The following is a 22,360-nucleotide window of genomic DNA, read 5'->3' on the forward strand; positions in this document are numbered from 1 at the left end:
CTTATGTTCTTTTAAGCATTCAACCGAAGGCCTCGGCATATTTCTGCGTACGACCGGTCATCATCCCGTAGAATGCCCGTACCTCAGGATCCGGATGGTCCCGCCAGAGCCTGGTGGGAATCACGGTACAATCGCTAAGCACGGGGCCGCCGCGATGGCCGTAGTAAATCTGAACGGTCTTGCGCTCGTGCGGAGTGATCCGTACCGTCGCGGCGTGGAGCACCGACAGGTTGAACAGGATGACCGTGCCTGCCGGACCATGCAGGTGGACCTTGCCGCGCCGGGCGAGCTGTTCCGGGGTCTCGAGTACCGGCCCGTCGAAGGGTTCCGGCGATATGGAGAAGCAGTGCGTACCTTCGTGGACATCGGTCAGGTAGAGCATCATCTGCAAATAACCGCACCTATAGGGCCGGTCCGTCGCATGCGGACGGTCCCGGTGCCAGATCTCCTCCGGATTGCTGTCACGCGGGACCATGTGCCGCAGGCACGCTTCTCCGAGCCAACTGGGCCCTTCGAAGATGGTCTCTATCGGGCCGATCAGGGCGGGATGGCGGATCAGGCCGTCGATTTCCGGAGAGGAGATCAGCGGATCGCAGTTGAGGGTCTGGTGGCCGTGATTGGAAATGGGATGCCAGAAGCAGCCCGACTCCGACTTGTCACGGTCGTACAGGTCGATGAATCGACTCAGTTCCTCGCCGGTAAATACCTGGCCGAGGTTGACGTATCCGTTCTGCTTGAAAAACTCGAGATCTGGCATGCGACGACTTGGCTTCGAATTGGTGTGTTTACTTGCAAAAGAAATGACCATACATTGCAAGCGTCAAGTAGTTCACCGCAATGCCGCGGCGTCAGTTATCTTTGCACTTCATTACTGCCCCTCGCAGCCTACCAGGAGTACAAGAAATGCCCAAAACTGTCCTCAATGCCGCCCTGATCGGATGCGGCGGCAGGGGCCGAGGCCACCTCGAGACGATGAAGGACTTCGACGACCTGCGGTTCGTGGCCGTGTGCGATCCCGTGGAGGAACTGCGCAACCGGGCGGCCGACGAGAACTCCGTTCCGCGCAAGTACGAAGATATAGGGGACATGCTGTCGAAAGAGGAACTGGACCTGGCGGTCATCGCGACGCCGGCCCACCTGAACGGCCGGTGCGCGCTGCCGGTGATCCAGGCCGGGGTCCACACGTTGCTGGAGAAGCCGCCCGGGCTGTCCGGCGCGGAAACCGAAGGACTTCGCGACGCCGCCAACGCGTCCGGCGCGAAGGTGCTGGTCGGGTGGAACCGCCGTTTCCATTCGCTGATCTGCAAGGCGCGCGGCCTTATCGAGGAGCGGGGGCCCATCACCCAGATCGTGGCGGAGTTCCACAAGAGCATGACCGGTTTGCACAGGCGGGGCTTCCCGGACCACCTGCTGGACAACTTCATCTACGAGACGCCGATCCATGCCATCGACCTGACGCGGTCCCTGGCCGGCAGTTCCCCCATCGCCGAGCTGCACGCCGTCGCCCGCCGGGCGAATTCGCCCTTCGTCGACGTGTACGCCGCACTCATCCGCTTCGAGAACGGGTGCGTAACCCAGCTCACGGCCAATTTCACGACGGATGCCCGGCTGGAGCGCTACGAAATCCACGGCCGGGACTGCTCGGCCTACCTGGAAGGCGTCAGGAAAGCCGTGGTACAACGCGACGGCAAGACCGAGGTATTCGACGAAGTGGAGTCCGGCGGCACCGCCGAACAGGCCCGCTTCCTGGTCGATTGCATCAAGGAAGACCGGCCCGTTGGGCTGCCTGCGGCGGGCCTGGACGAAGCCGTCGAGACGATGAAGCTGGCCGACCGCATCCGGGCGGAGTTGCGGGACTGAGCCGGCCTTCGGTTTCTTGACATCCGGGCGACCGCATGATAGGATGCTAATGGAATGAAGTTACGCACTGAGCAACTCGGCGGCGAGTAAGCAGGAGGAGCCCTTTATGCCGTATACCCATTACATGCATTTCATTGTAGCGCTCGTTGTCACTCCCCTGTTGGCTATGGGCTGCGGCGAGGAGGTGGACACCGTGGATTCAGACGAACAGCTCATGTCCCTGGCCCGCGGGTCCATCTCCCAGATCGAAGGGGAACTGACCCTGGATGGACTGCAGGAGCCCGTCGAGGTGATCAGGGACCGGCACGGCATTCCTCACATCTACGCACAGAACACGGATGACCTCTTCTTCGCCCAGGGTTACGTGATGGCCCAGGACCGGCTGTGGCAGATGGAGCTCTGGCGCCGGTGGCGGGAAGGCCGCCTCGCGGAGATCTTCGGCCCGGAGGCCTTCGATTACGACGCCCGGACGCGGCTCATGATGTACCGCGGTCCCTTCGACGACCGGGAGTGGACCAGCTACCACGCTGAGGGCGAACGCATCTTCACGGCCTATGCGAACGGCGTAAACGCCTATATCGACACGCACGCTGACAATCTGCCGGTGGAGTTCAAGCTGACGGGCATCCAGCCCGGCCGGTGGACGAAGGAGACGGTGGTGCGGCGCTGGACCGGTCTCTTCTTCCCGAGCGCGGGCAACGACGCCGGGGACGAGATCCAGCTGGCCCGGTCCGTGGCGGAACTAGGCGTCGAGGAGGCCAATCGCCGCGCGGCACCCCTCCCCTGGGATGATCTCGTGGTGCCAGAGGGCCTGGACGTAAATATCGTCCACGAGGATATCGTAGCCGCAATGCGGAAAGGGGAAGGCGATCCCCTGGTACCCGGCCGCCTGCCGCAACTCGAACTCGTGGAACCGTATACGGGCCTGGTACCCCCGGACCGCCAGGCAGAGGCGCCCACAGAAGAGCAACTGCTCGAGATAGGCAGTAACAACTGGGCCGTGAGCGGCGCCCTGTCCATCACGGGCCAGGTCATGGTGGTCAACGACCCCCACCGCCGCCTCGAGAACCCCTCGCTACGGTACTATTCCCATCTGAACGCCCCGGGCTGGAACGTAATCGGGGCCAGCGAGCCGCCCTTCGTGGGCGTGACCGCCGGACACAACGACCGGGTCGCGTGGGGATACACCTTCGCGGGGGTCGACGTGAACGACGTGTACGTGGAGGAGCTCCACTCCGAGCAGCCCGACATGGTCCGGTGGCAGGGCGGATGGGAACCTCTGCGCGTCATCACGGAGGAGATCCCGGTGAAGGGCGAAGAGCCCCGGGAAGTCGTGCTGAAGTACAGCCGCCACGGTCCCGTGTTTTATGAAGATCCGGAGAACGGGGTGGTCTATGCCGTGCGTTCCATCACCCACGAGCCGGGCACCGCGCCGTACCTGGGATGCTTCCGCATGGCCCAGGCCGAGAGCGCCGAGGACTTTTTCGAGCGGGCTATGTTCTGGAAGGTACCGACGCATAACCTGGTCTTCGGCGACGTGGAGGGCAACATCGCCTTCCAGGTATCGGCCCTCACACCGGACCGCGAAGGCTGGAACGGCCGGCTGCCGGTTCCCGGCGACGGGCGGTACGAGTGGCAGGGGTTCCGGGAAGATCTGCCCCGGGAGTACAATCCCCAGCGCGGCTGGGTCGGGACGGCCAATAACGACTCGCACCCACCGGACTATACTGGACGGCCGGTCATGTTCCACTCCTCGAGAGGGGTCGAGTACTCCCGGATCGAGCGCATGAAGCAGCTGTTGGAACCGAACCGCAAGTACACCATTGACGACCACAAGCGCATCCAACTGGACGCCTATTCGCTGAGGGCCGAGGCGGATATTCCCTCGTTTCGGGGCTGGACGTCGGACGATGCGGAAGTCGAACGGGCCCGTGCGCTCGTAGCCGACTGGAACGGCGTCCTATACCGCGACAGCGCCGGCGCGGCGGTCTGGTACCGCTGGAGGGGCGAGGCCGAAGCCGCCGCCTACGACCGGGAGACACCGGACGACGAACGCCGGCCGCTCGTGGAAGCCGGCCTGCGCAAGACCGTGGACCGGCTAATGTCGGAACTGGGCGAGGACTGGGGCGAGTGGCGCTACGGGCGCCTGCAGAAGAGCCCCTTCACCCATCTCCTGTCCGATGCCTACTCCCTGCCCGCCGTGGAACGGTCAGGCGGGTTCGGCACCATCGCCGCCACGTCGGTGAGCTTCCGGCACATCCTGGATACGGAAGACTGGGACCGGTCGGTCTTCATCATCACGCCGGGCCAGTCGGGCCAGCCCGGAAGTCCCTACTACGGCAGCCTGCTGGAGACCTGGGGGAACGACGACTATCTCCAGTTGGCGTTCAGCAGGGAGGCTGTGGAAGCACTCACGGGGCACCGTCTCACGCTGTCTCCGCGCTGAGCGGCGAGGACGCTCGGCCGATATTGAAACTTTGTCGCCGAAGGGACGTTAGCTGAGTGGAGTACCGCGTACTGGGAAAAACCGGGATCGAGGTCTCGTCCGTCGGCCTGGGCTGCTGGCCCATGGCCGGGATGGCCGGCGGAGCGAACTGGTCGGGTATCGACGACGAGGAGTCCATCGCCACCATACAACACGCGGAATCCCTCGGCATCAACCTGCTCGACACCGCCAACGGGTACGGCGCCGGCCATAGCGAAAGGATCATCGGCCGGGCGCTCCGGGGCAGGCGGGACCTCTACGTGGTCGCCACCAAGGTCGCGCCTCGGTCCGACGACCCGGAGGAGCCGTTACAGCGGTACATCGCGAAGAACTGCGAAGGAAGCCTGGAAAGACTGCGGACCGACTATATCGACATCTACCAGTTACACGGCGAACCGGACGAGGCCGGCATGCCGGCGATCGTGGAGGCGTTGACACGGCTGGTCGAAGCAGGCAAGATACGGTGCTTCGGCATCTCGACCTACGAGACGGAGGTCATGAGGGCTCTGATGGCGCTGGGCGATCTTTCGATGGCCCAGATCGGCTACAGCATCGTTAATCCGGTGGGACAGCCGGGGCTGAAGTTCGCGGAAGTACATAACCTGGGGACGCTCATCCGCGTGCCGCTCGCCCAGGGTGCGCTGACCGGTAAGTATTACGACTCATTGTCCGGGCTCGATCCACAGGACCGCCGGCACGAGCGTTTCGACAACCCCCGGATACGGTCCGCGCTGAAGAAACTGTCGGAGCTTTCCTTCCTTGTGGAAGGCGGAAAGCGCACCATGGTGCAGGCGGCGCTCAGGTTCGTGCTGGACACGTCAGGCGTGACCTCGGTTATACCCGGCGCCAAAAACCGGGCGCAGCTGGAAGAAAACGCGGGAGCGGACGGCGTCCCCCCGTTGACTGCCGACGAACGGAAACAGGCGCTGGCCATTGGCGGGAAAGCGAACTGGCCGCTGCCGCCCTACACGAGCTGGACGTGATGTGCTTCAACACACATATGACGAAATGATATACGGACTCAGGAAAATTGGAGGAAATCAATGCGGCGCTTGACGTTATGCCTTCTGCTCGTCTTTACCGCCGGATGTGGACGGGTGTTTCTGGGCGACACCCAGAAAGTGGAGATCAACGTGACCCCAGCGGACGCCCGGATCAAGATCCCGGACCGCATCGACCGGGACACGAACCCGTTCACGATCGAACTTCCCCGAAACGAGTCCCACCTGGTGGAGATCACCAAGCCGGGCTACGAGACGAAGTGGATCGTCCTGCAGAAGGTCAAGCTGCCCTCGGTGATCGTCGCCGACATCCTGCTCACCCTCGGCATCGGCCTCTTCATCGACATCTACTGGGGGACCTGGGAAGGACTCAAACCTTCAAGGCTGGACGTGACGCTGGAACCCGAAAGCGCTGAGGGCGGCCCTGTCAATGTCCCGCTGAACCTGGCCGAGTCCACCATGACCGTGCAGGACGGGTCCGTCCGGATCAAGGTGCACGCGCTTAAGTAATTTGGACCAGCCGAATACCACGCGGGCTACGGTTTCGACCGCACCGCCCGGTATCTCAGGAACAACTCCTGGCCGACCCGCCTGGACTCGATCAGCCTGAGCCTGCGGAAACGGTCGCTGGCGAAGCCCTGGCCGTCCGCCGCCGTCGGGGCGGTGCTTCCGCCGATCACGACGGGACAGAGGGTCAGGTACACCTCGTCCACCAGTCCGGCCTCCCAGAAGGCCATGTTGACCTCGCCTCCGCCTTCGACGAGTAACCGGTCGATGCCGCGGCCGGACAGCATCCGGCAGAATTCATTGAGATCCACGGTAGTCCGGCCCACCCGGATCACTTCGGCCAGATCCTGAAACAGCAGCACCTGTTCGTCCTTCGCCTGCTCCGTCGTCGCGATGATTCGTTCGACCTGGTCGTCTTTCCAGAATCTTCCTTCGCGTGGCAACCGCATGGACCGGGACAGGATCACCGAGACCGGATGAGGCGATTTACCCAAGCGCCTGCGTTCATCCCTCCGCCGGGCGGACTTGATCCTGACCGGCGGATCTTCCGCGCGGAGCGTGCCGGCGCCGATGAGCACGGCATCGGCGTCCGCCCGGATCTCGTCCATCAACCCGCGGTCGATTCTGCTCGTGAAGCGAACCGGATCGCGTTGCTCCGTGGATAACTTGCCGTCCAGGCTCAAGGCGTAATTCAGCAGGATGTACGGCCGTCTGTCGGACTTCATTTGAAGCACTTCGGTTGGCGTCCCGTTCCGGCGTCCTGTTTATTGGAAACACCGGTAAAATCGTCTTGACAGATCATCAAAGCCAGTATATTATTCAAGTCGAATTTCAGCAAGACAAAGTCCGGATTCATTCCCCGGGATGGCATCCGGAAGAAGAAAGCGCATCCGCGGTCGGTCGGCTTTCCGGTCCTGGCCTGCGGATCGCCCTATCAGTGTCAGTACCCCGCCACACTTAGGTCTATCATTCCTGAAGCCGTTTGATTCGCGTGCGATAGCGCCAGCGTATTGTAAAGATGGTTCCGCTTGAGAGAGGCAGGAATTTGTGAAAGTCAGAGAAATCAAACACGGGGACGTCACGGTGCTGGAACTGAGCGGCCGCATGGCCGAGGGAAGGGACACCGACGCCCTGAGCGAACGCATCAACCGGCTGGCCGACCAGGGTTCCAGGAAGATCATCTTCGATCTGAGCAAAGTGTACTGGATCGACAGTTCGGGGCTGGGACTGCTCATTCGCGCTTATACCCGCATGCAGAAGGTGGGAGGCGATCTGAAGCTCGCAAGCGTGACGCGCAGCGTCAGCAGCCTCCTGCAGATGACCAAGTTGACGACCGTTTTCGCCGTCCACGATACACTGGAAGGCGCCATCGAGGCTTTCGGAACCTGAACCGGGCGGACTGATACCTGACATGGCTGATCAGCACCCGGGCCTGGTCCAGACCCACGGAAGCCGGACCGCCGAACTCGTGGCGGTAAGCCGCGCCCGGCACCTCCTCCGGCACAACCCGCCCTACATCTTTCGCGATCCCTTCGCGTTCCAGTTCCTGAGCAAACGGTGGAAACGGATCATCGGATACAGGTTGATCGACGCCTTCGTATCCAAAATCGTGCTGCGAAGGCTCATGCCGATCACCACCCAGCCGCTGACCAGGGCCCGCTTTACCGAGGACTGCCTGCAGTCGGCGATCGAAGACGGTGTGGGCCAGTACGTCATACTCGGGTCCGGTTACGATACCTTCGCCCTGCGTCATCCCCGGCTCGACGTGACCATCTACGAAATCGATCTCGCTTCCACCATCGCCCTGAAACGGGAACGGGCCGCGGCCGCCGGGCTGGCGTTGCCGGACAGTCTGCGGCTGATCCCCATCGACTTCGAAAAAGACGATCTCTCAGACCGGCTGACCGACCATGGATTCGACCCTGAGAAACGTTCCTTCTTCAACTGGCTGGGCGTGACGTACTACCTGACCCGGGACGCGATTCAGGACACACTGAATAAAGTGGCCGGGATAACCTGCCCCGGTTCGGAGATCGTCTTCGACTACCTCGCCGAGACGAACAGCATTCCGGAGGACGAACGTCCCCGGGCCCTGAGTATGAAGAACTATGTAGGGAAGCTGGGGGAACCCATGATCACGTCATTCGACCCGGCCAGCATAGAGTCTGACTTCGAAGACGGTGGCGAATGGGAGGTCGTCCGCAACGATTCGCCGGCCGACCAGCAGACGCGGTACGTGGAGGGGCGCAGCGACGTGTACGCTCTGCCGCCCTTGTTCTGGTGCCTGCATCTGAGAAGGCGAGGTTGACCGGACCATTAACGGATTTAAGTATTTACTCCGTGTATTGTGATATTTCGTAAACGTATGTATAAATCCGTAAATACCTTGACATAACGGAGTTTTTTACATATACTTTCTGCCCAATTCCCGTACGCTTGAAATACCAAAATTCACAAAAAACTCATAGATATAGGCGGCCTCTCATGTACACATCGAACAGACGTTCGTTCGCCCTGATGGTGTTTGGCTGGCTCTGCGTGGCCGGGATGCCCGGCTCCGCCGCGCTTGCCGATCAACAGGAAGACGCGTTGCCGGATTCCCTCTTCCTGCTGCCCGTGCTGGAGGCGGAAGCGATTGTCGTTACCGGAACGGCGGTCCGGGAATCCCCGATCGAACTCCCCTAAGCCGTTGCCCGCATCGACCGTGCGTCGCTGGCCGAACAGGGATCGCCGTCCATGGTCGACCTTTTCAAGAACCTGAGTGCGAGCAGTGGCGTCATCGGCGAGGCCAACAGCTGGTACAACGCGCAGTCGGGAGATATCCCGGAGACCGTGGCGAACATCAACCTCCGCGGCCTCGGCGCCTCGCGCAGCCTGGTGCTGATCAACGGCCGGCGGCAGACCTACGTGCCCGGCCGGCTCGTGGGGGGCCGGTTCGTCGACGTGAACGCCTTCCCGTCCATCTCCATCGAACGGATGGATATCCTCAAGGAAGGCGCAGGGGCCGTCTACGGATCGGATGCGATCGCAGGCGTCGCAAACTTCATCACGCGCGGCAGTTTCGAGGGGTTTGAACTGGATGTGTCCTACGACCATTTCGACGCGGCCGGAGACGCCATGCTGGGCGGGATCTGGGGCGGTAAAGTCGGCGATTCCAACCTGGTAATCTCCCTGGAACACAAGCGCCGCGGCAACCTGCGCGCCGAAGAGCGGGACTGGGCGCTGCGTCCCTTTCCGAACTACGGATGGGGCTGGTCCTGGTACGGCAATCCCGGCGCGTTCATCATACCCGACGGACTGCAGACGGATGAAAGCATCCTGTCCGGGGAGCCTCGATTCGTGGATCCAGGTTGTACAGGTCTGGGCGGGTACCAGGTAGGCGCCAGCACGTGCCGGTTCCGCTATCAGCCCTGGGACAGCATCATTGAAAAACTCCAACACACCCGGGGATTCGCCGAATTGAACGGCTCGTTCGGCGAGACGGACTATCACCTGGAAGCGCTCTACCACGACGCCCGGGTACCCGAATGGGAAACCACGCCTTCCTTTCCTCCCATCGCCTTTTACGACGGCGTACAGCAGGTGGGCGCGGACCATCCCGGACGCGTTGCCTTCGTTGAGCAGAACCCAACCTATACGAATTCAGACGGGGTCACGCTGGACCTGACCGGCGACCAGCCCTGGTACTTCTTCGGCCGCCTGGTAGGAAACGCCGGTCCAGGACGCGTCCAGAGCAGGGAGTCGCGCACCCGCCGCCTGGCAGGCTCCCTCACGGGTCCGATCGGCGAGTCCAGTTTGAGCTACGACCTGGGTATTTCGTATTCCGACACAAAAGGCACGGTGCGCCAGCCAGCGGAATACGCGTATCGGAAATTCCTGGCTTTCCGCGGGTTCGGCGGACCGAACTGCGGTGTCGGGGTCATACCGGACCCGAGCGCGCCCTCCGGCCTCGCCCTCGGGCCGATCCCCAGCGGCGTCACTCCCGGAACCGGGAATTGCTCCTACTTCAACCCATTCAGCAACGGTATCCAGTTTTCGGCGCAACCCGACGCTCCTTACACCGACAGCGCCAATCCGAATTACCGGGCAGACCTGGCGCACAGCGCAGAGCTGATCGACTGGATCAACGAAAGGGTCGCCACGACCAGCGAGGCCAGCCTGCTGTCGATGGAAGCCATACTGAACGGCGTGATCAAGGAAGGCGTCGCCAGCTACGCCACGGGGTATCAGCTGCGCCGTGTCGATGTCTCCGCCGTACCCAATGCGCCCGGCGACCTCTCTCAGAATCCCTGCCGCATACCGGGGGACAGAAGCTGCGCAATCCAGACCGGTTCTTTCACCTTTACGTCCGGGATCCATCCCTATGAAGCCAACCAGACGACCCACGCCGTTTTCGCCGAACTGGCGCTTAAGCCCAACGACTGGCTGGACAGTCAGGCCGCATTGCATTTCGAGGACTACGGATTCGCGAACAGCCTGGACCCGAAGATCTCACTGCGGGCGCAGGTCAATGATTTCCTGGCCCTGCGAGGGACGGTGCAGACTACTTTCCGAACGCCGTCGGTTGATGACCTGAACACGGATGTCGTCATCTACACGGATTACGTCGGACCGACGGGCGCCTGGAAGGCCATCGAAAACCGCGGCGTCGAAGATCTTGAACCTGAAGAAGCGCTCACCTACAACCTGGGCGTCATCATCGAAAACGATACCGGTTTCGAAGTGACGGTGGACTACTGGAATTTCGATTTCAACAATCCCATCGGCGTCATTCCCCACTCCGCGCTGGCCGCGGCCTATGTGGACCCGTCGACCCGTGCCGCGGTGCAGGACCGGATCTACTGTCCCGGCAACCGGAACGACGGAAGCTGCGCCCCGGGCGACATGGAACGGATCAGGATCAACCACATCAACTGGCCCGGGCTCAAGACTTCCGGAATCGACTGGCATATCGGTGGACGCCATGTGGTAGGCAGTGGCGCAGTCGACGCCCATCTGGACGGCAGTTATACCCTGGACTATACCATAGAGCCGCTCATGCACAACGGCGTGGAGATTGTCGCCGAAAACGAGGCCGTCGGATTTCTCAACCTGACCAATCCCCTGGCGCCGCCATTACCTCCGCTGCGGCTGAACGCGACCGTCGGATACCACTGGAGCGACTACAGCGCCATCGCCAGGACTCATTACATCTCTTCGTACGAGAATGGAGACTATTGGTTCGATACAGGGCCCTCGGGCGAAGACTGGACCCAGATCGATCCGTTCCTGACTTTCGACATGAACTTCCAGTGGCGGATTCCCGATACCGGCGTGGTCGCCACGCTGTCGTTGTTCAACCTGACCGGCGCGGCGCCGCCCTACGTGAACCAGGAACTGGCCTTCGACGCGCTGACTCATGATCCCAAGGGCAGGCGGATCAAGCTGGGTGTGACGTACAGTTTCAGGTAGGCGTGCAACGTCGTGCGCGGGAGCTCGATCTTTCGCGGAATTCAAATCGTCAGAAGTCAGGTGGGCGGGCCGTCACAGGCTCGCCCATTTTTCGTTCAGGAGCCGTGATCCTGCTTAAGCCACCGGATGAAGGACAGGGTCATCAGGACCAGCACGGCGATGAGCGGAAGCGCGACGATCAGAGAAGCCGACTGGACCGCCCGCAGGCTTTCCGTCCCCCCCACGAACATCAGCGACAGCGCCACGGAACTGAGCACGACCGCCCAGAAACAGCGGTGCCAGCGCGCGGGTTCCCGCACTTCGGCCTGTTCACGGGTCGCCACCGACGCCAGGATGTAGGAAGCGGAATCCAGTGTGGTGGCGGCGAAGATGATCGCCAGGGTCACGAACACCAGCAGAAGCGGTATGGCAAAGGGAATCACCCGGTCACCCACGGCGACCACCGTGGCAATGATCGCTTCCGGCGTCATGTTGCGGGCAACCAGGCCGGTGAGGTCCTGCGAGCCCTCCAGCTGGAAGAACAGGCTCGTATTGCCGAGGACCGCGAAGAACAGCCAGCAACCCATCGCGCCGCCGATGATCTCGGCGCCGATCAGCTCGCGGATCGTACGGCCCCGGGAGATGCGGGCGACGAACAGCCCCATGAACGGCGCGAAGGCGATCCACCACGCCCAGTAGAAAACGGTCCACTGCTCCGGGAAGGTAGCCTGTGGGACCGGACTCCCTTCCTCCGTTGCCGATATGAGCGAACCCCACTTTCCAACCGGATCCAGGTACAGGCTCATCTTGACGAAGTTCTGCACCAGCAGGCCGATGCTGTTGGTAATCGTGTCGATGATGAACAGCGTCGGCCCCGCCAGGAAGACGAAGGCGAGCAGGCCGATGGTGAGCCAGAGGTTGAATCGGCTCAGCATGCGGATTCCGCGCTGCAACCCGGTGTAGACGCTCACGCCGAAGATCACTCCCAGCGTAATCACCACCGAGGCGTCCAGCCAGTATCCCCTGGCGACGCCCAGCATCTCCGACAGTCCCGCCGAAATCATGGGCGTGCTGAGCCCGATGGAGGTCCCGACTCCGCCGAGCAGGCCGAACATGAACAGCATGTCGATGAACTTGCCCGGAAGTCTCCGGGCCGCCTCCGCGCCGATCACGCCTTCGCAGGCCGCCGACATGCGCAGGACCGGACGCCGCCGGTTCCAGAAAAGGTAGGCGAGGGGCAGGGTGGGGATGCAGTAGATCGCCCACGCCGTGAATCCCCAGTGGAAGAGTCCGTAGGTCGCCGCCCACTCCGTGGCCTCGGCGGACCGGGGTTCGAGACCGAAGGGCGGGTTCATGTAGTAATACGCCCACTCGATGGTGCCCCAGTAGAGTACACTGGCGCCGATGCCGGCGCAGAAGATCATGGCGATCCAGCTGATCAGGGAGAACTCCGGTTTGGCGTCGGGTCCGCCGAACCGCACGTTTCCGTACTTGCCGAGGGCATAGTAGACGAGGAGCGCGAAGGCAGCGATGGTGAACCAGAGGTAGGCCCATCCCAGGACCCGGGTCAGCCAGCCGAAGGCCGCGCTCAGCAGGGCTTCTCCTTCGACGGGGAACAGCACGAGGGGTACCGACACGCCTGCGATCAGCGGCAACGCGACCCAGAATATGACCCGGTCGACGCGAGGTCCTTGCATAATGTACGCTCAGTGCGGGATGTTCAGCTCGTGCATGCGCCGGTGGATGGCTTCACGCGCCTGTACGTAGGGCGCTTCGAGGAAGGCCTCATGGTCGTCGCCACCGTGATGGTGGGTGGTCGTGCCCGGCTTGTGCTGCCAGCTGCGGCGCTTGATGTAGGACAGGCCGCCCTCGATCAGGCTCAGCATGTACTGGGCGTTTTCCAGGTCGAACAGCCAGTAGGGGCCGCCGCAGGCCACATAAACCGGCGACGTATGGGCCATGATGCCCCGGCGCCAGCCGTCGTGGTGCGGAATGCTGGTGTAGTTCGGCCCGGCGCACCGCGCCGCCAGCCAGGTGTGCCCTTCGATTTTCAGACTGGTCTTGAGCGACAGCCGGCGGGTGCCCTTGTGTTCTTCCGCAGAGGCGACCACCCGGCCCTGCTGCACAATTTCCAGCGTATGGATCGGCAACGTCGAATCCGCCGACGCCTCGATTTCCACCGTCCCGCCGTTGCCGGGCAGATTCACCGTGTCGCCGATGGCCTGGCCGTTCACTGTCAAACGGATGATGGGTCCGGCGCTCAGGAAGGTGTTCCCGCCGCGCAGCGCCTTGCACCAGTTGTCGTAGGTAAAGGGCTCGTCCGGCGGGATGTAGGCGTAGGTCCGGTAGATCCCCACCGGCACATCGCTGGACATCTTGTCCGTTCCGCCCGCGAGGGGCAGCTTGTACCCGCAATTCAGGTACCGGTAATACTCGAGGTGGTTGTACTCGCTGTGCACCAGCATCTCCACGGCGTCGGCGCGTTCCGTGGCGATCAGGACCGCCGGTTCGCAGTTGGGATTGGGGATATGGGGGATCACGACCGTCCCGCCCTGGGCGTGGCAGGCGTCGGCCCAGTACGACAGGGTCGTTTCCAGGTTGCCTCCCAGTTCCGCCTCGCCGGGTCCGTCCGAACACCAGGGCATGACCGGTTCTTTGAGACCCAGGAGCGACAGGTGGCCCAGGATGTGCTGCCGGTTCTCCTGCGAGGCATACACGATCGTGTCTCCGTCGTGCGCCACGTTCGCCGATCCCGTAAATTCCTCGGTGTTCGTGAAAAGGCCTCCCCACTGGGAGAGCAGCAGGTTGACCACGTTCAGGTCTTCCCCCTGGGCTTCGAGCTGCGCGCCCTGGGTGGAGAGGAAATGCACATGGGTGTCGCCGCTGAAGTACCGTTCCGCGTTCAGATCGGACCACCGTTTGAGCCGCAGCGTCAGTTCGCGCTGCCCGGGCTCGATGTGAACGCGCTCGCGAATCGGCTCGTACTCGAACCCCCGTGCCACGTCCACGTGCACCTCGCCCCGGGGTAGCCAGCCCTGGCATTTGCCGTCGATGTAGGCGTAGGACATCTGGCCCAGGCGCACGTCGCCGCCTACGTCCACGTGCCAGGTATCCAGGTTCGAGTTCACGTGGGCATGGTGGCCGTGCGGCGCGTAGGGCACGCCGCGGGCCGACCGGAAATGGACGCGGCACGGGACCGGCTTGCCCGTCTCGTCATCCAGCACCGTGGTGTGTACCCAGTTCCGGCCCGTATCGATGACCTCGAACCGGACCGAGGAGGTCTCGACGACCTCTTTGGCTTCCAGCTCGCCCCAGTTGGCCGAACCGACCGCCTTCCCGTCCTGTTTTACGGTCACGGTGGCCGACGGGGTGCCGGCCACGCCCACGTGGGCGGGACTGGGGCGTTTGGTGTCCGCCTGTCCCCAGCCGCGGTGCGTGTCGGTCAGGAAGGCCTGGTCGACTTCTTCGGGCAGCGGATAGGCGTAGGTCGCGTAGCCCCGGTCGACCTCGACTTCGAGGTTGAAGGGTTTTTCGGCGTCTTCATGGTTCCTGAGTTCGATTTCGACGTCCCGGGCGGCCCAGCGACAGATGGGATCTTCGTCCACATGGCCGAGCGTAACGGCGGCCACGACGAAGGGCGGGCCCTGCGGCGTGATCTCAATCGAACGGATTACACGATCGGGATGTGGATTGCGCCAGGCCCAGAGATAGTAACCGCGCGGCCATCCCTGTTCGGCCTCCGTCTGCCGGCGGCCCGCATCGCTCCAGTCGCCGCCCGACCGGTTGTAGGTCGACGGCTTCTCGTCTGGGACGCAGAGAAAGGGATATTGCCCCCAGGGAAGGGGCATGTAGCCGATCTCGAATCGTTCACGGATCGTTACGGACTCGGCCCGTCCGTCGTCGCACACGAACCGGTACGTGGCCACGGGAAGGGCGATCGGCCCTCCCGCCTCGATCTCCGAACGGATCACCGCGTGGGCGAAAACCACGTTGACCGCGGCCCGGCCGACCGGAATCTCGACGGGCTCGGACGGACAGCCCACCTCGGACCCGAATCCGATGAAGCAGTCGGATTTTCCGGTGCCGTCGCCGATTTGAAAGGGCAGGCCGTAAAACGTCTGCGATCCCAGCGGAGGGTCTGCAATGGCGTCGTAAACGCCGCGGTTCGCGTTGTAGCTCGGGGTGAGGTCCAGGGGCTGGTAGTCCGGCATGACGGCCTCGTGCTCCAGGTGGATCGTCAGGCGAGCATGTTTTCCACGGCGGCGTCCACATCGTCATACGTCTTGAAGACCGTATACAGCCGGGTGATCCGGAACAGTTGATCCAGGCGGTCGTTGACGCCCGTGAGCACCATCTCCCCGTCCCTGGATCGTATTTTCTTCATGGCCGCGATCAGCGAACCCAGTCCGGAACTGTTCATGATGGGCACGCCGGTCAGATCGGCAACGAACCGCGTGCCGCCCCGGGCAAGGGTATCGTCGATCATCCGGTCCAGCTCGACGCTGTCCCCTTCCTCCCACAACCTGCCCTCGATGCGAAGCACGGCGATCTCGTCTTCCAGCGAAACGTAGATGTTCATACCAACCTTAATCCTCGTTGCGGATGAATGCGCGTCAGCCCGCGATCGATGCCTCGATGGCGTCCTTGACCTCCGCGTATTCCGGAAACCGGTCGTTCGCCAGCTTGGAGAAGATCAGCGAATCATCCACAGTGACTTCGAACTTGCCTCCTCCGGACGGCACGAGTTGCAGCTGTTCGATATCGTGTTTGTAGTACTCCAGCAGTTTTACCGCCAGCCCGGCGGCGTCTTGTTCGTAGCTTCAATCAGCGCAGTAAACGATACGTACGATCACCGTGTCCTCCTTGAACGCAGGTGCGGCCGGCAGCCGGATCGACTGCAAACGTCAGAAACTATATAAACATGGGATAGACGACATGGCAAGGATTCTGAACAGTGACGCCGGGGTCCGGCATGGTCCGGGTCTATTCATTCGCGCTTGACAAGATGGGTCAATAAGGGTATTCTCAATGCGAGGAGGTGATTTACATGCTAGGTAGTTTCGGCACGACCGAACTGATTATCATTCTTGTCATCGTCATGATCCTTTTCGGTGCGAAGAAGCTTCCCGAACTGGCCAAGGGTCTGGGCCAGGGGATCACCGAGTTCAAGAAAGCACAGAACAAAGAGCCCTCCGAAGAGAAACAGGGTACCTCCGGCACGTCCGCCACGAAGGACGGCTGAACGCCTGTAGCGGCGCGCAACGGTTTTTCCGGATGCGTACCGAGGCACCTATTTTGAGCGGTACGGGCAGTTGGATCGACAGGCCGTCTTTCAGTGTCCTGGTTCGCCCTTGGTTCGCCCTACGGTGTGCCGGGACGCCTGCCGCTGGTCTTGGCAGCGTATTACGGCATGTCGACAGACGCCAACCAGCCGGAAATCCCTCGCACTACTCCGCCATTCCCGCCGTATGCCCGATCCGTAATTCCTGCGACTTTCCTCGTTCCTGTACGTTATATTCATAATAAGCTGTATATCGCAGTGGCTGAATGCGCACTGAGTTCAACGGAATATACTTCGCACGCTCGACTGCGCACGCTCGACCGCGCATAACCGCGGTTACCCAATAAAAAACACATTCGCATACAACCAATCCGGACCATAGCCGGTCTCATACAACAGATGGCGCCCGCATACGGCACTCGACGTCAGGTAACAACGTGGAAACTGCCCTCAAACTCGACGGCCGAATCGCACCGGATCATCAGGAAGAAAACATGAAGATCGATTCGGCAAGGGATCGCGCGGACCTGGAGGATCGCAGGTTGATTCTCAAGGCAAGGGGCGGCGACGCAAGGGCATTGGAGGAACTGGTCTACCGATACGACGAGAAAGTGCTGTCCATGGCCCTGTCCTTCGTGGGTGACATGGACGATGCCAAGGACATTTACCAGGAAGTCTTCATGCGGGTATATAAAGCCTTGCCGAAATTCGAGTTTCGCAGCCGGTTTTCGACCTACTTGTACCGGATCGTCACCAATGCCTGTCTTTCACACCGGGCGCGAAGCGGAAAAAGAAGCTTCGTACCGATTGAAGACGAGCTGGGAGAAGACCCGGACTCGACGAAACGCGGGGTAACCCTCTTATCCCCCGACCGGCCGGACGCGGCCGTCATCAACCACGAAATCGCCTCACGGATACGTGCCGCCGTCGACACCCTTTCTCCCCGGCTGCGGACCGTGTTCGTGCTGCGTCACCACGAAGGATTCAAACTGAGGGAAATCGCAGGCATCATGGAATGCGCCGAAGGCACCGTGAAGAAATACCTCTTCGACGCCACGCGAAGGCTGCGCATTCAACTCGAGGACATACGAATATGAATAAGGATACGGACCGATCTCACGCGAAGTGGGAGGAATGGCTGGAACTTGCCCAGTACGGTGAACTGTCGGATGCGGATCAGCAGCGACTGGACGCCCATCTTGAATCGTGCGATCGATGCCAGGCATACCGGGCGCAACTGGATCAATTCCGGGTGGTCATGGAGCAGGCCGCACCGGCAAAGCCTGGAGAAACCGACTTGCTCGATGCCCGCGGCAACCTGTGGTCCAACATTTCTGCAGGCCGTCAGGAACACCGGTTTCCCGGAGAGTGGATGAATCGTTTTGTGCATGGCCTGCAAGGACTTACGATCAGCGTTTTCCCACAATACAGAACGGTTCTCGGAGGCGCACTGCTGCTGTGTATCGGCCTGGCAGCCGGTTATTACCTGGCCTTCCAGGGCGACCGGACGCTCGGATTCGCGGCCGCGGGTATGGGCCAGATGGACCTGCTGAACAACGACGACGTGGCCATATCCAATGTCCGGTTCGTGGATTCGGACATGTCCGACGGCACGCTGGGAATCCGGTTCGAAGCCGTCCGTCCCGTACAGATCATGGGACCGGTCGACGATCCGGAGATACAGCGCGTACTCACCTTTGCCGTCCTGAATGAGCAGAACCCCGGGGTCAGGCTTCGGGCGGTGAACGCCGTGAGCGCATCCGAACGCCTTCATTCGGATCTCGAGATCAGAGACGCCCTGGTCACGGCCTTGAAAACCGACTCGAATGCCGGGGTCCGCGGCGAGGCGTTCAACGCGCTGTCCCGGTATCCCTTCGACGAGGAAATCAGGGACGCCATGATTCACACGCTGGTATTTGACGAAAACCCGGCCCTCAGAATAAACGCGATCAACCGGCTGCAGGACCAGGTGCCGGCCTCATTCGACAAGCAGTGGGAAAGCGTACTCAGGACCAGGATGGTTCTCGACGAAAACGCTTACATCCGCACGAAGGCAAGGACCGTGCTGAGTAATCTGTCCGCGCCGTAACGGGACGCGGCCGACCGAGGAGTTTCGATCATGAAATTATGGATATGTACGTTCGGCGTATTGTTGTTTGCGCAGCAAGCCCTGGCGCAGCAAGCCCTGGCCCTCGCCGAGGATCAGAACCGGGCTACGGGGAACCGGACGGAGACTTTCCAGGTGGAAAGGGACGGACGGCTCGACCTGAACACCCGGGCGGGCGATATCACGATCTCCACGTGGAGCAAAAACGAAGCGGTCGTGAACGTTCAAGGCGTCCCGGCGAGCGGCGCGGATGATCTGAGAATACGCTACGAAGGGGGCATACTGCGCGTCGATTACGACCCCAGAGGGTGGTCGATGAATCGTAGAAGGGGCCTGCGTTTCAAGATCGATCTGCCATCGGATTTCGACCTGGACCTGCGCACCGGCGGCGGCGATATCGAAGTCGTGGGCAACCTGGGCGGAGACGTGAGAAGCCATACTTCAGGCGGCGACGTAACGCTCCGGGATATCGGCGGTGACGTGGAGCTGACCACGTCCGGCGGAGACATCCGGGTGGGCACGGTTGGCGGCGACGTTCACCTGCAGACGTCTGGCGGTGACATCCGGGTCGAGAAGGCCTCGGCCGACCTGGACGTCCAGACCTCCGGCGGCGACATCCGGATCGGGCACGTAGGCAATGAACTGGAAGCCCAGACTTCCGGCGGGGACATCACCATCGAGTACGTAGGCGGAGAATCCCGGATCAGGACATCCGGAGGCGATATCGAGATTGGCGAACTTCTGCAGGACGCCCGTATCACTACGTCCGGCGGCGACATTGAACTGCGTAACGCCAAGGGGGAATTGCAGGTGAAAACCGCCGGGGGCGAACTGGAGCTCCTGAACGTAACGGGGTCGATCGACGCAAAAACCGCGGGTGGCGAGATCCTGGCTGAAATCACGCCGGAGGGTTCCAAGGGCAGCTCGCTTATTTCGGCCGGTGGCGACATCGTACTCTACGTGGATCCGGAAGCGAAAGCGACCATCGAAGCGCGGATTCGCGTGGATAAGAGATCGAGATTTGGTGGAGTGTTTCAAATGAACCCTCCTCCTGGAGGTGGGGCCGACCAGATAATCATCGAAATCCCCGAGATACCGACAATTAACATGGATCAGTCGGTTACGGAGATCGACGAAGAAAAGTTGCAGGAGATCATCGAAAAGCTGACGCAAAGCATGAACGAGGCGGTACAGTTGTCGGCTGAAGAGGCGCAACGGCTCCTGCAAGAGTTACAACGAGATTTGCAGGCAGCACAACGGGATTTGCAGGCAGCACAGAAGAAGTCGGTCGAAACGCGGAAAAAGATGATCGAGGTACGGAACAACGCCAGAGCCACCTGGCGATACAAGATCCGGTCCGATTTCGAAGCGGAGCGCTACGAGGAAGACGAGGAAGAACGAGAGATAAGCGCTACGTATATGCTCAACGGCGGCGGCGCCAGGATCTGGCTGGAGACCAGCGACAGCAACATTGAGATTCGCGAACTGGATAAGTAAAGATGCGCGAACTGATTAAAGGTCGCAGCGTCTGCCGAAGGCGGCCTGCCCGCTGAACTGAGCACCCGGCGACCAGTCCACTCACCGAACCGGCGTCCTGCCCGCTCACGCCGTCTCCCGAATCACCCGCTCCGCCGCGGAGACGCCTGCGCCGGACTCGAACTCATACCCGTGTTGGCTCAGGCCGTGCTCGAGCGCCGAAAGGGCGACGATCATGTCCGAAGGGGCCACGTTGTAGCCCAGGTGGGCGATGCGTATGTACTTGCCCCTGTAGTGATCCATCCCGTTGGCGATGGTCACGCCGCACTCCTGCTTGATCGACTTCAGCATATCGGAGCCGTCGATACCGGGCGGCATGACGACCGAAGTCAGCACGTTGGACGGCCTGCGCGCGAAGAGATTCAGGCCGAGGGCCGCAACTCCCGCGCGGGTCACCAGGGCGTTTCGCTCGTGAATCCGGTAGATTTCCTCCAGACCGAGTTCCTTCATCATCTCCAGCGACTCGGCCAGTCCCATGAGCAGCGACACGGCCGGCGTATAGGGCGTAAGCCCCTTCGTGAATGAATCCCGGGCTCGATTCAGGTTCAGATAGTAGGATGGCTGGCGGCTTTCTTCGATACGCTGCCACGCCCGCTCGCTGACGCTGATGAAGGCCAGACCGGGCGGGATCATGAGCGCCTTCTGCGAACCGGTGAGGGCGATGTCGACGTGCCAGTCGTCTGTCCTTAGCTCATTGGCGCCCAGGCCGCTGATGGCATCCACGACCAGGTAGCAGCCGTGACCGCGGACGATCCTGCCCAGGGTCTCGATATCGTGGAGCACGCCCGTCGACGTCTCGCTGTGGGTGGCCAACACCGCTTCAAAGGGTCCCTGTTCACCCAGGATACGGTCGACCTTGTCGGGATCCGCGGCGGTCCCCCACTCCACATCGAGCGTCACGGCGTCGATGCCGTAGATCGCACACAGTTCGACCCACCTGCCGCCGAATTTGCCGCCGCTGATCGCCAGCACCCGGTCTCCCGGCGAAAGCAGGTTGACGACCGCGGCCTCCATGGCGCCGCTGCCCGAGGCCGTGAGCACGAGGACATCGTTCTCGGTCTGGAAAACGTGCTGCAGCCCCGAGGCGACTTGCCTTAGCAGATCGCTGAATTCGGTGGAACGGTGGGTGAGGATCGGTGCCGACATCTTCCGGACGACCCGGTCGGGAACCGGCGTGGGTCCGGGGGCAAAGTTGGTAACCTTCACGCGATCTCCGTTGGCGCGCGGTCAACGCAAGGTGAGCACAGGAGCCGGTATGGGTGAGCACAGGAGCCGGACCGGGTGAGCTTCCGACTTCAAAAGGCTAGAGCGCGGTCAGCGCGATCCGGGCATCCCGGGCATAGGGCGTCGATTCGTAGTTCTCAACCACCCGGTCGTACAGGGCCCGTGCCTGTTCCTTCTGGTCGGCGGCCCCGAAACATCGCGCGGCATCCAGGAGAAAACCGGGGGCGAGATAACTCTCCGGATCTTCGTCCGCCAGGGCGAGATACTGGTTGGCCGCCTCTTCGTACTTCTCTTCCTCTTCGTCGCAAGCGGCCAGTCCCGAGCGGGCGGCCAGCCAGAAATGCGCGTCCCGACTGCCGTATTCGTCCAGGTAGGTCTGGTAGTAGGTGCGCGCCTTTTCGAAATCGCCGGTCTGAAAACAGGCATTGGCCAGCTCGATCGTCGCCTCGAGGGCCACTGAAGTACCGCCGTATTCGGTCACGACCCGCTCGAATATTGGAATGGCATCTTCATAGCGGCTGTCCTGCATCGCCGTCTGACCCGGCGCGAATACCTGGCCCGCCTGCACCAGGTCATCGGTCTGCTTATTGGTCCAGTAATACCAGCCGGCCACGCACGCGATCACCAGGACGGCGGCCGCGGTGAGCGACTTCCAGTGCCTGTCGATCTCGCTGCTCATCTCGTACAGCCAGAGAATGAAACGGTCTTCTTTCATCTCACGACGGCTGATGCGCCGTCTCGTTCTTGCCATTGCCCCGGTCCTCCAGGATATGGGTTGTGCAAAACTGCCGGTTGAAATCCGGTGTAATCGTACTGGCTTTACGTCTTATTCCGCACCGGGTCAAAACGTCGAATCAACAGGGATTCCGACCCCGGTGCAAAGCCTAGAACATATAAGGGAATCGGGGCTTTTCGTCAAGGGGTTTCTA

General features: G+C 61.7%; 20 protein-coding genes. 12 read left to right on the forward strand and 8 right to left on the reverse strand.

Going from position 1 to position 22,360, the window contains the following annotated elements:
- Window positions 1–19 precede the first annotated feature (19 nt).
- Entirely contained in the window at window positions 20–808 is a 789-nt protein-coding gene (locus F4X08_09000) for a phytanoyl-CoA dioxygenase family protein (GenBank protein MYD25935.1), read from the reverse strand.
- Window positions 809–837: 29 nt separating this feature from the next.
- Here F4X08_09000 and F4X08_09005 point away from each other — a divergent pair, with 29 nt between their 5' ends.
- From F4X08_09005 to F4X08_09020, 4 genes are all read left to right on the forward strand, one after another.
- Window positions 838–1,860: a Gfo/Idh/MocA family oxidoreductase gene (locus F4X08_09005; protein ID MYD25936.1), complete on the forward strand. Its 1,023-nt coding sequence runs from the start codon at window positions 838–840 to the stop codon at window positions 1,858–1,860.
- Window positions 1,861–1,966: 106 nt separating this feature from the next.
- Window positions 1,967–4,306 carry a penicillin acylase family protein gene (locus F4X08_09010; protein MYD25937.1) on the forward strand — a complete coding sequence of 780 codons (2,340 nt, stop codon included), beginning with the start codon at window positions 1,967–1,969 and terminating at the stop codon, window positions 4,304–4,306.
- A gap of 56 nt (window positions 4,307–4,362) precedes the next feature.
- On the forward strand, window positions 4,363–5,328 hold the full coding sequence (locus F4X08_09015) for an aldo/keto reductase (protein MYD25938.1): 966 nt from the start codon (window positions 4,363–4,365) through the stop codon (window positions 5,326–5,328).
- Between the two features lie 69 nt (window positions 5,329–5,397).
- Entirely contained in the window at window positions 5,398–5,856 is a 459-nt protein-coding gene (locus F4X08_09020) for a hypothetical protein (GenBank protein ID MYD25939.1), read from the forward strand.
- A 26-nt stretch (window positions 5,857–5,882) separates the two neighbouring features.
- Here the strand turns inward: F4X08_09020 and F4X08_09025 are convergent, their stop codons facing one another.
- Window positions 5,883–6,578, reverse strand: a complete 696-nt coding sequence (locus F4X08_09025; GenBank protein ID MYD25940.1) for a hypothetical protein — start codon at window positions 6,576–6,578, stop codon at window positions 5,883–5,885.
- A gap of 322 nt (window positions 6,579–6,900) precedes the next feature.
- On the opposite strand from F4X08_09025, the gene F4X08_09030 reads away from it, so the two are divergent.
- The 4 genes from F4X08_09030 to F4X08_09045 all read left to right on the forward strand — a co-directional run bounded on the left by F4X08_09030 (window position 6,901) and on the right by F4X08_09045 (window position 11,304).
- Entirely contained in the window at window positions 6,901–7,242 is a 342-nt protein-coding gene (locus F4X08_09030) for an STAS domain-containing protein (GenBank protein ID MYD25941.1), read from the forward strand.
- A gap of 22 nt (window positions 7,243–7,264) precedes the next feature.
- Window positions 7,265–8,161 (forward strand): class I SAM-dependent methyltransferase, encoded by an 897-nt coding sequence (locus F4X08_09035; protein ID MYD25942.1) that lies wholly within the window; start codon window positions 7,265–7,267, stop codon window positions 8,159–8,161.
- A 176-nt stretch (window positions 8,162–8,337) separates the two neighbouring features.
- Window positions 8,338–8,538, forward strand: a complete 201-nt coding sequence (locus F4X08_09040; GenBank protein ID MYD25943.1) for a hypothetical protein — start codon at window positions 8,338–8,340, stop codon at window positions 8,536–8,538.
- A gap of 51 nt (window positions 8,539–8,589) precedes the next feature.
- Window positions 8,590–11,304 carry a TonB-dependent receptor plug domain-containing protein gene (locus F4X08_09045; protein MYD25944.1) on the forward strand — a complete coding sequence of 905 codons (2,715 nt, stop codon included), beginning with the start codon at window positions 8,590–8,592 and terminating at the stop codon, window positions 11,302–11,304.
- A gap of 95 nt (window positions 11,305–11,399) precedes the next feature.
- Here the strand turns inward: F4X08_09045 and F4X08_09050 are convergent, their stop codons facing one another.
- Genes F4X08_09050 through F4X08_09065 form a run of 4 tightly spaced genes read right to left on the reverse strand, consistent with a single transcriptional unit; the run spans window position 11,400 to window position 16,079 of the window.
- On the reverse strand, window positions 11,400–12,980 hold the full coding sequence (locus tag F4X08_09050; GenBank protein ID MYD25945.1) for a BCCT family transporter: 1,581 nt from the start codon (window positions 12,978–12,980) through the stop codon (window positions 11,400–11,402).
- Between the two features lie 9 nt (window positions 12,981–12,989).
- The gene (locus tag F4X08_09055; GenBank protein MYD25946.1) at window positions 12,990–15,494 is read right to left on the reverse strand and encodes a hypothetical protein; all 2,505 of its coding nucleotides are present in this window, start codon (window positions 15,492–15,494) and stop codon (window positions 12,990–12,992) included.
- 26 nt (window positions 15,495–15,520) lie between these two features.
- Window positions 15,521–15,862, reverse strand: coding sequence for an STAS domain-containing protein (locus F4X08_09060; protein MYD25947.1), 342 nt, complete (start codon window positions 15,860–15,862; stop codon window positions 15,521–15,523).
- A gap of 34 nt (window positions 15,863–15,896) precedes the next feature.
- Window positions 15,897–16,079 carry a SelT/SelW/SelH family protein gene (locus F4X08_09065; protein ID MYD25948.1) on the reverse strand — a complete coding sequence of 61 codons (183 nt, stop codon included), beginning with the start codon at window positions 16,077–16,079 and terminating at the stop codon, window positions 15,897–15,899.
- Window positions 16,080–16,330: 251 nt separating this feature from the next.
- Here F4X08_09065 and F4X08_09070 point away from each other — a divergent pair, with 251 nt between their 5' ends.
- From F4X08_09070 to F4X08_09085, 4 genes are all read left to right on the forward strand, one after another.
- Window positions 16,331–16,525: a twin-arginine translocase TatA/TatE family subunit gene (locus tag F4X08_09070; protein MYD25949.1), complete on the forward strand. Its 195-nt coding sequence runs from the start codon at window positions 16,331–16,333 to the stop codon at window positions 16,523–16,525.
- 533 nt (window positions 16,526–17,058) lie between these two features.
- Entirely contained in the window at window positions 17,059–17,661 is a 603-nt protein-coding gene (locus F4X08_09075; GenBank protein ID MYD25950.1) for an RNA polymerase sigma factor, read from the forward strand.
- A complete protein-coding gene (locus tag F4X08_09080; GenBank protein MYD25951.1) occupies window positions 17,580–18,653 on the forward strand; it encodes a hypothetical protein in 1,074 nt (357 codons plus the stop codon). Before F4X08_09075 ends, F4X08_09080 begins: the two co-directional genes overlap by 82 nt.
- 30 nt (window positions 18,654–18,683) lie before the next feature.
- Window positions 18,684–20,168, forward strand: coding sequence for a DUF4097 family beta strand repeat protein (locus F4X08_09085; GenBank protein ID MYD25952.1), 1,485 nt, complete (start codon window positions 18,684–18,686; stop codon window positions 20,166–20,168).
- Between the two features lie 105 nt (window positions 20,169–20,273).
- On the opposite strand, the gene F4X08_09090 is transcribed toward F4X08_09085, so the two are convergent.
- Entirely contained in the window at window positions 20,274–21,413 is a 1,140-nt protein-coding gene (locus F4X08_09090; GenBank protein ID MYD25953.1) for an alanine--glyoxylate aminotransferase family protein, read from the reverse strand.
- 97 nt (window positions 21,414–21,510) lie between these two features.
- Window positions 21,511–22,182: a tetratricopeptide repeat protein gene (locus F4X08_09095; protein ID MYD25954.1), complete on the reverse strand. Its 672-nt coding sequence runs from the start codon at window positions 22,180–22,182 to the stop codon at window positions 21,511–21,513.
- Window positions 22,183–22,360: the final 178 nt, after the last annotated feature.

Source organism: Gemmatimonadota bacterium (genome assembly GCA_009841265.1).
GTDB lineage: Bacteria > JAAXHH01 > JAAXHH01 > JAAXHH01 > JAAXHH01 > JAAXHH01.